Here is a 12,205-nt window from a genome sequence, read left to right as displayed (position 1 = left end):
TATTGTAAATGGGCCAAGCGGGTGTCATCTGCTTTACGCCGAAATTGGGGACGCAAAGTCGGTGATTAGTTCAACTCTTGTAGGAGATGTTTCAATGAAGTCACGTCTTACGATGATTGCTGTTGCTGGCGTGCTCGCGTTCTCGACGGCTGCATGCACGACGAATGAACAGCGCACGGCCGGGTACGGCGTTGGTGGCGCAGCACTCGGCGCACTCGCCGGTGGTGCAATTGGCGGCAATGGCCGTGGCGCTCTTGCCGGTGCTGCTATCGGCGGCGTTGCCGGTACGCTCCTTGGTGCAGCCCAGACGCGCAACGGAACGCAGTACTGCCGTTACCGCGATCCTTATGGCCGCGTCTACGAAGCGCCTTGCCAGTAACACTGGGCCAGTAATGACTGGGCCAGGAATAGCTGGATAAATAAGTTTGCTGACAGGTCGGGGAAACCCGGCCTGTTTGTTTTTCACGGGTCTTTTCGTGCCGTACCATTTGACAGAACGGCTTTTGTCGCGGACAAGCAGGGCGGAATTTTTAACCCTGTTTATCGAAGAGAACCATGGCACCACCGCTCCTTCGCCTCGACGAGATCAAGCTCACCTTCGGAGGCACGCCGCTTCTGGAAGATGCCAGCCTTTCGGTAAGCGAAGGCGATCGCATCGCGCTGGTCGGACGTAATGGTTCGGGTAAATCCACGCTGCTCAAGATCGCCGCCGGTATGGTGGAAGCAACGTCGGGTGAGGTTTTCAAACATCCGGGTGCAACTGTCCGCTATCTCCCGCAGGTGCCGGATATGGATGGCTTTGCCCATGTGCGCGCCTATGTGGAAGCGGGGCTCGGACCAGCCGATGACCCGCATCGTGTCACTTATCTTCTCGAACATCTCGGATTGACCGGCGACGAAAAGCCGGATCATCTGTCCGGCGGCGAGGCACGCCGTGCCGCTCTGGCGCGAGTGATCGCGCCGCAGCCCGACGTTCTGCTGCTGGATGAACCAACCAACCATCTGGATCTGACCACCATCGAATGGCTGGAAAGCGAACTGCGCCAGATTCGCTCGGCGATTGTGCTGATCTCGCATGACCGCCGCTTTCTGGAAAATGTCAGCCGGGCGACGGTCTGGCTGGATCGCGGTCTTACGCGTCGTCTGGAGCAGGGCTTTGGCCATTTCGAGGAATGGCGCGACAAGGTGCTGGAAGAGGAAGAGCGCGACCATCACAAGCTGGGGCGGCAGATCGCGCGCGAGGAGCACTGGCTGCGCTACGGGGTCACCGCTCGGCGCAAGCGTAATATGCGCCGTCTCGGCGAACTGCATTCCATGCGTGCCGATTTTCGCAATCATCGCAAGGCACAAGGGACGGCGGTACTGGCGGCAAGCGATACCAAGGAATCCGGCAAGCTGGTGATCGAAGCCAAGGGGTTGAGCAAGGCCTATGGCGAGCGTGTTCTGGTCAAGGATTTTTCGATCCGTGTGCAGCGGGGCGATCGTATCGGTCTTGTCGGTCCGAACGGTGCCGGAAAGACCACGCTTCTGTCGCTTCTGACTGGCAAGATTGCGCCGGATTCCGGAACATTGCGGCTTGGCGTCAATCTCGAAATGGCCGAACTCGACCAGAAGCGCGAAAGTCTCAATCTGGATGAGACATTGGCGCATTATCTGACGGATGGGCGCGGCGAAAGCCTTGTCGTCAATGGCGAGCAGCGGCATGTCGTGTCCTATATGAAGGACTTTCTGTTCCAGCCCGAACAGGCGCGCACACCAATTCGCGAGCTTTCCGGTGGTGAACGTGCGCGGCTTATGCTGGCCCGTGTTTTGGCGCGGCCCGCCAACCTGCTTATCCTCGACGAGCCTACCAACGATCTTGATATGGAAACGCTCGATCTGCTGCAGGAACTGGTTGCAGGTTTTCCTGGCACAGTCATTCTGGTCAGCCACGACCGTGATTTTCTGGATCGCACGGTTACGTCGGTGATTGCGCCGGAAGGTGACGGGCGCTGGCTCGAATATGCAGGCGGCTATGCCGACATGATGGCGCAGCGCAAGGAGCAGGCCTTGAGCCGCCGCTCGGTCAAGGTCTCAGGCGTCCGCAGTGACGAGAAGTCGGAAGAGGACGCTTCGCAGCCGAAGCGTGAGGAAAAGCGCAAGCTCTCCTACAAGCAGAAATTCGCGCTCGAAACGCTGCCCGGCAAGATGGACGCTCTCTCGAAGGAAATCGTAGTGCTGGAAGGCAAGCTCGCCGATCCGCAGCTTTATGCCAAGGACCCGGCGCTTTTTGCCAAGACTGCCGATCTTCTTGAGAAGAAGCGCTCCGAAAATGCGGCCATTGAAGAAGAATGGCTGGAGCTGGAAATGCTGCGAGAGGAAATCGAAGGGTAGGGCTACCCTTCGACATAATCTTCGAACTTAACTGCTCGCCTTGTTCAGCAAGGCGATTTCATCGTCGCTGAGTGTAAGTTCGGCTGCGGCGATCAGTTCGCCGAGCTGGGCCGAGCGTGTGGCGCTGGCGATAGGGGCTGTGACTGATGGCTGCGCGATGAGCCATGCGATTGCAACCTGCGCAAGCGTGACATCGAGATTTCGTGCTACGTCATCGAGTGCCGCTATGATCCGCGAACCACGATCCGTCAGATATTTTTCGACCGATTTGCCGCGTGCGCTTTGTCCGAGATCGTCAGCAGAACGATATTTCCCGGTCAGGAACCCTGCTGCGAGCGAATAATAGGAAATAACGCCGAGTTCGTTTTCGTGGCAGATTTTCTCTAGCCCATTTTCGAAATCTGCTCGATCATAGAGATTATAAAGAGGCTGCAGGCTTTCATAGCGTGGCAGATTGTTGGTCCGGGCGACATCAAGCGCTTCAGTCAGTCGCTCAGGCGTGAGATTGGACGCACCGATGGCGCGCACTTTGCCTGCGTCGATCAGCTCTTTATAGGTGCCGAGCACATCTTCGAACGGTGTTTCGGGATCGTCCCAGTGCGATTGATAGAGATCGATATAATCCGTCTGCAGCCGTTTGAGGGAGGCATCGACCGCTTTGCGGATATAGGCCGGGGAAAGACCTTTTTCGTCAGGCCCCATTTCGGAGCCGACCTTGGTGGCAATGACGACTTTGTCGCGCAGGCCGCGAGATTTCAGCCAGTTGCCGATAATGGTTTCGGATTCGCCGCCCACATTTCCGGGCGCCCAGGCGGAATAAGCATCCGCTGTGTCGATGAAATTGAATCCGGCATCGACAAAACGGTCGAGAAGCGAAAAAGACGTCGCTTCATCGACCGTCCATCCAAATACATTGCCACCGAAGCAAAGTGGCGAAACATTGAGTTCGGTACGTCCGAGCTTCCTGAACTCCATAGACCTTATCCCCTTCCTCTGAATACGAATCGCGGACGATCCGTCGGGTTTCGATTTCGGGAAGAAGGAAGGCTCCGGGAAGAGCCGAAATCAGCTCATGCCAAGCGCATCCATATAAAGCTGCAGCATGGCTTCTTCTTCCTGACGTTCATGGTCTTCTTTTTTACGCAGACGAATAATGGTCCTCACGACCTTGCTGTCAAACCCCGAGCCCTTCAATTCCGCGTAAACTTCCTTGATATCGTCACCGATGGTCTTTTTTTCTTCTTCCAGGCGCTCGATGCGCTCGATGAAAGCACGCAACTGGCCGACAGCAATGGTTTGGGCTTCGCTGGTAATGTCGTCGCTCACGAGGAGTTCTCCAATTCAAAATCTGTGATGATGCGGACACGCATTGCGTGAAAACCGCTTATCGAAAGTCTGGACCGTTTTTCCCGCGAGTCGCAGGCAAAATTAAGAGCCTTTTTCGATGCACGACCCGATTTGGCGGGTCAAGCCCTGTGGATAGCGGGTAAAGCCTCTCCTGACAGGCCTGTTACTCACTGCGATCAGCACGTGAGCCGAAATACTGGGCCGCGTGAATGCCGGGCAAGGTGTTGATGTGCGCGATCATTGGCGCCAGCCTGTCAGCCCATTCAGTCGCACCTTTGTCATCGGCAATCAGGTCCTGTCGTACCTCGATCAGGACATGGGCGAAGCCCTTTGCCGTCGCGTGGCGATACATGGCATCGTTCTTGAGGGCGCCGTCATAAGGTTCGTTATCGCCAACCGTCAGATCGACGTTTTCACGCAGCAGCGACAAAAGCGGCTTTACGGCGCGGTCGTCCTTGTCCCAGAGAAGGCCGATCTGCCAGGGGCGGGACTTTTCCTTCCAGCGCGGCGTGAAGGAATGGATCGAGACGATGAAAGGCGCTGCCCTGCTTTCAGCCACCACGCGTTCGCTCGCTCGCGCGACCGTGTCGTGATAGGGACGATAGAAGCGTTCAAGCCGTTCCTCGCGTTCACCTGTCGACATTGGGTAATTGCCGGAAATGACCGCCCCATCGGACAATTGCATGATAAGCGTCGGGTCGTCTTCGCCACGATTGGGATCGATCAAAAGGCGTGAAAAGCCGCCAAGGACGGCAGGCGCGTTCAGGCGGGTTGCAAGTTTGCGGGTCAGATTCTCGACGCCAATGTCATAAGCGATATGCCGGTCGAATTCACTTGTCCGCAAACCAAGCGTGCCATATTCGGCTGGAACATCACGCCGTGCATGATCGGCGGTCAGGAGCAGGCCGAGACTAAAATCGCCGTCGACACTGTATGCCGGTGAGAATGGCGGCGAAGCGGTTGATCCGGATTGAAGCGGCATGGAGCGAAATCCGAGGCTAAATAAGGGGATTATTTCTGTGTTGTGCGGGAAGCTGTTTCAGGTCTGTCATGAGAAAGCCCGGATTGCAACGATCATTCTTTGATGAAGAGTACCTGTTCTCAATGGGATTGCGTTGACATCAAAGGCGAAACTGCCGAAAAGAGAGCGACCCGAGATGGGATTTGCCCGAGATGGGATTTCCCTGTGCAATATAAATTGTTCGATAAAACCGATAGCGGGCTGAAGGGGTTCTGCGTATGCGACTTCCACTATCTCTAGTTTTGTTTGCCGGTGTGCTGATGACTGCGCTGGGCATGACATCCATAGAGGCTCGTGCGGATTTCCGCGTATGCAATGCAACCCAGAACCTGGTTGGTGTGTCCATCGGCTACAGAGCCAAAACCGGCTGGGTGACCGAAGGCTGGTGGCATATCGACGGATCAAGCTGCAAAACCCTCATCGAGGGGCCGCTGACATCGCGCTATTATTACCTCTATGCCGAAGACGCTCAGGGCGGCGGACGCTGGGAGGGCAAGGTCAATATGTGCGTGGCCGAGAAAGAATTCCGTATTACTGGCGTCCAGGATTGCTTCGCGCGCGGTTTCCAGCGCAACGGCTTTCAGGAATACGACACCGGGGAACAATCGAGCTGGATGGTTCAGCTCACCGATGAAACGCCGACAGCAAACCCCACCGTTACAGGAACGAATAGTCAATGAAGCGCAACCGCAAGGTCAAGATTCTCGCCACGCTAGGTCCGGCGTCGGGTGAAGAAGCCGTCATCCGCAAGCTGTTTGAGGCAGGCGCGGATGTGTTCCGCATCAATATGAGTCATGCCGACCATGACCTGATGCGCACCCTCGTCAAGCGCATCCGTAATGTGGAAAAGGAACTGGGCCGCCCTATCGGCATTCTCGCCGACCTTCAGGGCCCGAAGCTGCGCGTTGGCAAGTTCAAGGACGGTAAGGTCGATCTCGTTCCCGGCCAGACCTTCACCCTCGACAACAATGAAGCGCCTGGCGACGAACATCGCGTCTATCTTCCGCATCCGGAAATTCTTGAAGCTGTTGAACCGGGGCATCGCCTGCTGATCGATGACGGCAAGCTGCATCTGGTTGCCGAGGCAAGCGACGGCAAGTCGATCCGCTGCAAGGTGATTTCCGGAACGCGTATTTCGGACCGCAAGGGCGTCAGCTTGCCGGACACGACGCTCGGCGTCGGTGCGCTGACGGAAAAGGACCGTAAGGATCTCGATGCCGTCCTGAAGGAAGAAATTGACTGGGTTGCGCTTTCCTTCATCCAGCGTCCGGAAGATCTGGCCGAGGTACGCAAGGTTTCGCGCGGCAAGGTCGGCCTGATGTCGAAGATCGAAAAGCCGCAAGCCGTGACGCGTCTCGATGAAATCATCGAGCTTTCGGACGCATTGATGGTTGCGCGCGGTGATCTTGGCGTTGAAGTGCCACTTGAAAGCGTTCCAGGCATTCAGAAGCAGATTACCCGCAAGGCGCGCCGCGCTGGCAAACCGGTCGTCGTCGCTACCCAGATGCTGGAATCGATGATTACGGCTCCGGTCCCGACCCGTGCAGAGGTGTCCGACGTTGCAACCGCTGTGTTTGAAGGCGCCGATGCGATCATGCTTTCGGCGGAATCGGCTTCGGGCCAGTATCCGGTCGAAGCCGTTGCCACCATGAACCGCATTGCCGAACAGGTTGAAAAGGAACCGACCTATTCGACCATCATCGATGCGCAGCGTGCTGCGCCAGAACCAACGGGTGCCGACGCGATTTCGCTTGCTGCACGCCAGATTGCAGAGACGTTGAAGCTTTCGGCCATCGTCACCTACACCGCTTCCGGCACGACCGGTCTGCGCGCCGCTCGCGAGCGTCCGCGCACGCCGATCATCGCCCTGTCGCCGGTCGTCGATACTGCGCGTAAGCTGTCGCTCGTCTGGGGCCTGCATTGCGTGGTGACCGCCGATGCGCATGATTTGGAAGATATGGTCAACCATGCCTGCGAAATTGTCTTCCATGAAGAATTTGGCAAAGCTGGCGACCGCGTCATCATTACCGCAGGTGTCCCATTCGGCACGCCGGGCGCGACCAACATGCTGCGCATCGCCTATATTGGACCAGACGGAAAGTCAGGCATTTAAACTGAAAATATGCCAGCCGTGACGGCCGGCAAATGGCGTTGTTTTGCGCTTCCGGTGTTCATGTACCCAACAGTACATTCCGCTCCGGTTCTCAAACTCCACCAGTTTGGTCGCTAAAGCGCCCATCTTCGATTCCGGCTCGCCACAGCCGAAATCTCATCCAGTTATGGCGGACGGCATCTAAAGAAACGCGCTCCTTTGGAGCGCGTTTTTTGTTTTGGTCTTGCCGAATTTTGAGAATGTTTTGTGGGGAGGCAGAAGCCGTTCTAAGAGCCTGAATCAAAAAGCGATACAGGCGACTTCTAGAACAGGCTCTAAGTCCGCGTATCCGTCAGTTCGTCGGCCAAATCGTTGAAGTTCTTCTGTGCGTCGCGCATCATCGGATAGACGATGAGAGCCTGCTCATAGGCTTTTAGCGCCTGTTCCTTGAGGCCGCGCAGGCGCAAGATGGCCGCCATGCCGGTCAGGGCGCCATAATGGCGCGGTTCCAGCTCCAGGGTACGATTGATATCGTACATGGCGTGGGCGTAGTCTTTTTGCAGAAAATAGACCGTAGCGCGGCGGTTCCAGGCCTCCGCATATTCCGGGTCGAGCGCGATCGCTTCATTCAGGAAGTCGATTGCCGAGGGATAACGCCGCTCGAGCATCGCCGCATTGGCCCATTGCATCAGAAGATCGACTGTTGCGCTGCCTGACTGCGACCACAGCGTATTGATCTGTGAAGCAATGCGCCGCGCCTTGGCTTCGTCCGTCGTGCGGCGAAGATCGGCAAAGAGCTTGTCGAGACGCTCTTCAGGCGTCTGGGTTGCCGCTGGTGCGGGCTTTTCGGGGGCAGGTTTCTGTTCGCTGTCGGGACCGGTTTGAACGGGTGTCAGAGGTGCGGTGAGCGGTATTTTGCCGGGTGCCACTTCGGCATAAGCCAAAGGCATCGTCGTACCAAGCGACGCGAGTACAGAAAAAGAAACCAGACATGCAAAAACGTTCCGCATGCGCATAGATTTTACCATGCGCAGCGAAACGTCAAATGCAAAATCAGAAATAAGATTAGCCCTGACGAGCCTTGTAGCGCGGGGCGGTCTTATTGATGATGTAAACGCGGCCCTTGCGGCGGACCAGCTGGCAGTCACGATGACGGCCCTTGAGCGCTTTAAGCGAGTTCTTGATCTTCATGTCAATCACCGGTCTTGTTGGCCCGTTGACGTGCAGATGCCGCGGGGCTTCATAAAAACAGGCGCTCGAGGCGCCAATTGATTACAGGCACTGTTAGATGCCCGAAGGGTTGGCCGAAATACACAAGGTTTCAGGCAAATGTCAACTCCTGAGCCGCAGATTCAGGGCACTGGAGCTGAAATTCTTGGCAGGTGGCAAAGATTCATCGGGAATCGACGGGATTCCCGATGAACATTATTTCCCGCGGGGGTGAATGCGCGTCACATGGCCCATTTTGCGGCCCGGACGTGCTTCCTTTTTACCGTAAAGATGCAGCACGGCATCCTTTTCAGAGAGAATCGCTGGCACCTTCTCGACATCGTCGCCGATCAGGTTTTCCATCACGCAATCCGAATGCCGGTCGGTGTTACCCAAAGGCAGACCGGCGATGGCACGGATATGCTGTTCGAATTGCGAAATGGCGCAGGCCGCTTCCGTCCAGTGGCCCGAATTATGGACACGCGGGGCGAATTCGTTTGCCAGTAGCGTGCCATCCTTCAGGACGAAGAACTCAAGTCCCAGCACGCCAACATAATCAAGCGCGTTCAGAAGCTTTGCAGCGGCCTTGCGAGCCGCTTCGGCCGTGTTTTCGGAAATGGCAGCCGGTACGGTCGAAGTCGCAAGGATGCCGTCCTTGTGAACGTTTTCGGCAATATCGAAGATTGCGACATTGCCGGAGCGATCACGTGCTGCAATCACCGAAACTTCGCACTCGAAATCGACGAAGCCTTCGAGGATGGCCGGGGCACGATTGATCGCGAGAATCGCCTTGTGAGCTTCGGACTCGTCGAGTGATGTCAGGCGGACCTGTCCCTTGCCGTCATAACCAAGACGCCGCGTCTTCAGGATGCCGCGCTCGCCAAGTGCGCCCAGAGCTGCAATCAGGGTCTCTTCATCGTCCACAAGACGCCAGGGTGCCGTCTCGATGTCGCTGGAGTTGAGGAACTGCTTTTCTGTAAAGCGATCCTGCGAGACTTCAAGCGCTGCCGGGGGAGGAAAGACCAGAGCGGTTTCGGCCAGCCTGTCGGCAGCGCTGACCGGCACGTTCTCGAACTCGTAGGTAATGACGTCGGACGCTGCTGCAAGTTCTGCAAGCGCTTTCGGATCGTCATAGGCGGCAATGATCTGGCGATTGGCAACCTGTGCTGCCGGGCAATCGGCCTGTGGCTCCAGGATTACCGTTTCAAAACCGAGATGTGCTGCGGCCATGGCAAGCATTCTGCCGAGCTGACCGCCGCCGATGATGCCGATGGTTGCACCGGGCCTGAGTACAGAATTGAGTGCGGAGTTGTTCATATCAGGCCTCGTTTGAAGGGCGCTCAGCCACGCTTTCCGTTTGCGCAGTGCGCCATTCATCGAGGCGGGCTGCAAGCGCCTCATCGTAAAGCGCCAGAACGGCGGCGGCGAGAAGGGCGGCGTTGACCGCACCGGCGCGACCGATGGCGAGCGTGCCGACGGGAATGCCAGCTGGCATCTGCACGATGGAGAGGAGCGAATCCTGACCCGAAAGCGCCTTGGACTGGACCGGAACGCCGAAGACAGGCAGCGGTGTCATGGCTGCAGCCATGCCGGGCAGGTGAGCCGCGCCGCCCGCGCCTGCGATAACGACCTTGAACCCTTCCGCCTTGGCACCTTTGGCAAAGGCAACGAGCCGGTCAGGCGTGCGATGCGCGGAAACGATCCGGGCATCGAAGGAAATGCCGAGTGCTTCCAGTGTGTCCGCTGCATGGCGCATGGTTTCCCAGTCGGACTGGCTTCCCATGATGATGGCGACATCGGCAGTAACGCTCATTGATCTTCCTGCTCCGCTTCTTTCGTGCATGTTTCGGGTGATATTAAAATGATAAAGCCGGGCGAACCCCGGCTCTATCATCGATCATTATGGACATTCAGGCGATGATGTCGGGGATCACCCGATCTTCCATCTCCTGCAGCTTGTCCTTGATTGCGAGTTTTTTCTTCTTCATGCGCTGGACGCGCAATTGGTCGCAGCCAACCGCTATCATGGCGTTTATGGCAGCATCGAAATCCGCGTGTTCCTGTTTCAGTCGTGCGACGGCCAATCTGATTTCGGCCTGTTCCTGATCGGACATGCGGTGCCCCGTTCTGTTGAATAGTTTTACGGGCCGCGCCAAACCATAAAAGGTGCGGCGTCAGCCCGTTTCCGGCGAAGCCCTTATCACATTTTTCGCGTCAGGAAAATGCTACCACGACAAAATCGACTTTGCACCAAACTCATGCCAAACTGTCATGGTTCTGTCATGGACGGCGGCTGTCGAAGGCGACAAGCAATACCGCATCCAAGGCAGCCGGGACTGCGTGTTTGGCCCGGAATACAGGAGGTTTGCCGGGCGTTCATGCAGGTTGAATGACGGGATAGCGGGTAAACGGACAAACGAGGTCTGCGCTGTTCCGTAAATAAGGGAAATCAACCAAAGGAGATCTGATGATGGCTATCGAGTCCCATCTTGCCACGCTCGAAAAAAAGCACGGCGCTCTGGAGCAGGAAATTTCCGAAGCCATAGCGTCACCGGCAATGGACGACCTGCACGTTGCATCTCTCAAGCGCAAGAAGCTTATGCTCAAGGACCAGATCGAAAAACTGAGATCCCAGGTAACACGTCACTAACAGGGAAGCCGCGCTTAGATCGCGGTTTGATAAGGCGTCTCAAGCCATCGACATTGGAGACCGAACGGCTCTGACGAGCTGGTATTTCTTTGTCGTGAATGCAGTTTGCATTCCCAAGCGAAGATGCCAAAATTCAGTATTGGCGGCTGTGACACAGCCGCCGAACATATTGATTCAACTATTTAACCGGCTCTATTTATCGACGGTCATTTTCAGCGCCCGTCACCCTTCCGTCTCAGCTCTTGGATCGAGGTTCAGCGCTTCCGGTGTTGCCCCACGTTCGGAAGGCATGCTCTTGAACTGGTCTTTCTCTTCTTTCGGGACGGATGCACGCTTGCGTGAACGGAACAACGCATAGCCGGTGATGGAAATATGCGCGAGCATGGTGATGGCGAAGAGGCCGGACGGCCAGAAAATATCCATGGCCGCTGCTGCCAGCAGTGGCCCGAGCATCGTGCCGAAGCCGTAAAGCAGCAGAAGCCCGCTCGATACTTTCACAAAGCTTTCCGATGTCGCATGATCGTTGGCGTGGGCGACGGCAACGGGATAGAGTGCATAGGCAAGTGCGCCATAGCATCCGGTCATCGTAATGATGACCGGGCCGCTGGATGGAGCGACGAGGAAGGCTATGAGGCCAACCAGTGCCGCCAGCGCCGCAACGCTTGCCAGAACGAAACGCCGGTCGACCAGATCGGAAATGCGTCCGATCGGAATCTGCATCAAGGCGCCCGCTGCGATGGTGACACTGACCATCAAGGCGATTTCGGTGGTCGAAATGCCGGACTTCGCACCGAAGACAGCTCCGAGCGTACCCCAGGCGCCATTGGCGATGCCGATCAGGATGCAACCTACGAAAGCTGCAGGTGAGTTATTGTAGAGCGCCTTGAGATCAAGCTGCACTTCCGTCAGTGGCTTGGGGCTGACGGCTGTGGAGATCGCGGTCGGGATGAGAGCCAGGCAGAAGAATATGCCGCTTATCATGAACAGATGATCGGAGCGTACGTCGCCTGCCGCTACCAACATCTGGCCGGACATGGTGGCTCCGTAGTTGACCATCATATACATGCCGAAAATCTTGCCGCGCGATTCGTTGGTCGCACGCTCATTCAACCAGCTTTCAATGACCATGAAGGCGCCAGCCATCGAAAAGCCGGTGAAGGCGCGCAGGATCACCCAAATCGTGGCATCTACGAAGATGCCGGAAAGCAGAGCGATAACCGCAGCCGATGCGGCAAAGCAACCGAATGCCCGCACATGACCGACACGGCGCACAAGGCGCGGTGCAAACAGACAGCCGGCAACGAATCCGCCTGCCCAGGTCGTGCCGAGCATGCCGAGCGATGCCACTGAGAAACCTTCCACACCGCCGCGCAGCGGCAATAGAAGACCGTGAAGTCCCGAAGCTATGAGAAGGAAGGCTGTGCCGCAGAGAAGGGCCAGAACCTGAATGTAAATGCGCAAAACTCTATTCCCGAAGTCTGAAGCCGAACTGTCAGTGCTGAGGCTGATGAGC

14 protein-coding genes are annotated in these 12,205 nt (G+C 56.8%); 5 read left to right on the top strand and 9 right to left on the bottom strand.

Going from position 1 to position 12,205, the window contains the following annotated elements:
* Positions 1-94 precede the first annotated feature (94 nt).
* Positions 95-379: a hypothetical protein gene (locus CES86_RS09010; protein ID WP_010661429.1), complete on the top strand. Its 285-nt coding sequence runs from the start codon at positions 95-97 to the stop codon at positions 377-379.
* A gap of 176 nt (positions 380-555) precedes the next feature.
* Positions 556-2,373 (top strand): ABC-F family ATP-binding cassette domain-containing protein, encoded by a 1,818-nt coding sequence (locus CES86_RS09000; RefSeq protein WP_094514195.1) that lies wholly within the window; start codon positions 556-558, stop codon positions 2,371-2,373.
* Between the two features lie 27 nt (positions 2,374-2,400).
* Here the strand turns inward: CES86_RS09000 and CES86_RS08995 are convergent, their stop codons facing one another.
* The 3 genes from CES86_RS08995 to CES86_RS08985 form a co-directional block, all read right to left on the bottom strand.
* Positions 2,401-3,348, bottom strand: a complete 948-nt coding sequence (locus tag CES86_RS08995) for an aldo/keto reductase (RefSeq protein ID WP_094514193.1) — start codon at positions 3,346-3,348, stop codon at positions 2,401-2,403.
* Between the two features lie 90 nt (positions 3,349-3,438).
* Entirely contained in the window at positions 3,439-3,699 is a 261-nt protein-coding gene (locus tag CES86_RS08990; protein ID WP_002964837.1) for a DUF2312 domain-containing protein, read from the bottom strand.
* Between the two features lie 184 nt (positions 3,700-3,883).
* Entirely contained in the window at positions 3,884-4,702 is an 819-nt protein-coding gene (locus tag CES86_RS08985) for an N-formylglutamate amidohydrolase (protein WP_094514192.1), read from the bottom strand.
* A 257-nt stretch (positions 4,703-4,959) separates the two neighbouring features.
* Between CES86_RS08985 and CES86_RS08980 the strand changes: the two genes are divergently transcribed.
* Together CES86_RS08980 and pyk are read left to right on the top strand one after the other, a co-directional pair.
* Positions 4,960-5,421 carry a DUF1036 domain-containing protein gene (locus CES86_RS08980; protein WP_010661425.1) on the top strand — a complete coding sequence of 154 codons (462 nt, stop codon included), beginning with the start codon at positions 4,960-4,962 and terminating at the stop codon, positions 5,419-5,421.
* Positions 5,418-6,854: a pyruvate kinase gene (gene pyk / locus CES86_RS08975; protein WP_012091305.1), complete on the top strand. Its 1,437-nt coding sequence runs from the start codon at positions 5,418-5,420 to the stop codon at positions 6,852-6,854. Before CES86_RS08980 ends, pyk begins: the two co-directional genes overlap by 4 nt.
* A gap of 314 nt (positions 6,855-7,168) precedes the next feature.
* On the opposite strand, the gene CES86_RS08970 is transcribed toward pyk, so the two are convergent.
* From CES86_RS08970 to CES86_RS08950, 5 genes are all read right to left on the bottom strand, one after another.
* A complete protein-coding gene (locus CES86_RS08970; RefSeq protein ID WP_012091306.1) occupies positions 7,169-7,861 on the bottom strand; it encodes a tetratricopeptide repeat protein in 693 nt (230 codons plus the stop codon).
* A gap of 37 nt (positions 7,862-7,898) precedes the next feature.
* Positions 7,899-8,024, bottom strand: a complete 126-nt coding sequence (gene ykgO / locus CES86_RS08965; protein WP_010661422.1) for a type B 50S ribosomal protein L36 — start codon at positions 8,022-8,024, stop codon at positions 7,899-7,901.
* A gap of 234 nt (positions 8,025-8,258) precedes the next feature.
* The gene (locus tag CES86_RS08960) at positions 8,259-9,359 is read right to left on the bottom strand and encodes a 5-(carboxyamino)imidazole ribonucleotide synthase (protein WP_094514191.1); all 1,101 of its coding nucleotides are present in this window, start codon (positions 9,357-9,359) and stop codon (positions 8,259-8,261) included.
* Between the two features lies 1 nt (position 9,360).
* Positions 9,361-9,855, bottom strand: a complete 495-nt coding sequence (gene purE, locus CES86_RS08955) for a 5-(carboxyamino)imidazole ribonucleotide mutase (protein ID WP_010661420.1) — start codon at positions 9,853-9,855, stop codon at positions 9,361-9,363.
* Positions 9,856-9,952: 97 nt separating this feature from the next.
* Positions 9,953-10,156 carry a YdcH family protein gene (locus CES86_RS08950; RefSeq protein WP_006471281.1) on the bottom strand — a complete coding sequence of 68 codons (204 nt, stop codon included), beginning with the start codon at positions 10,154-10,156 and terminating at the stop codon, positions 9,953-9,955.
* A gap of 353 nt (positions 10,157-10,509) precedes the next feature.
* On the opposite strand from CES86_RS08950, the gene CES86_RS08945 reads away from it, so the two are divergent.
* Positions 10,510-10,692, top strand: coding sequence for a YdcH family protein (locus CES86_RS08945; protein ID WP_012091308.1), 183 nt, complete (start codon positions 10,510-10,512; stop codon positions 10,690-10,692).
* Between the two features lie 222 nt (positions 10,693-10,914).
* Here the strand turns inward: CES86_RS08945 and CES86_RS08940 are convergent, their stop codons facing one another.
* On the bottom strand, positions 10,915-12,153 hold the full coding sequence (locus tag CES86_RS08940; RefSeq protein ID WP_012091309.1) for an MFS transporter: 1,239 nt from the start codon (positions 12,151-12,153) through the stop codon (positions 10,915-10,917).
* Positions 12,154-12,205: the final 52 nt, after the last annotated feature.

This window comes from Brucella lupini (assembly GCF_002252535.1).
GTDB classification, from domain to species: domain Bacteria; phylum Pseudomonadota; class Alphaproteobacteria; order Rhizobiales; family Rhizobiaceae; genus Brucella; species Brucella anthropi.
The sequence above is the reverse complement of the archived record's forward strand: the minus strand, read 5'-3'. Positions and strand labels throughout refer to the sequence as shown.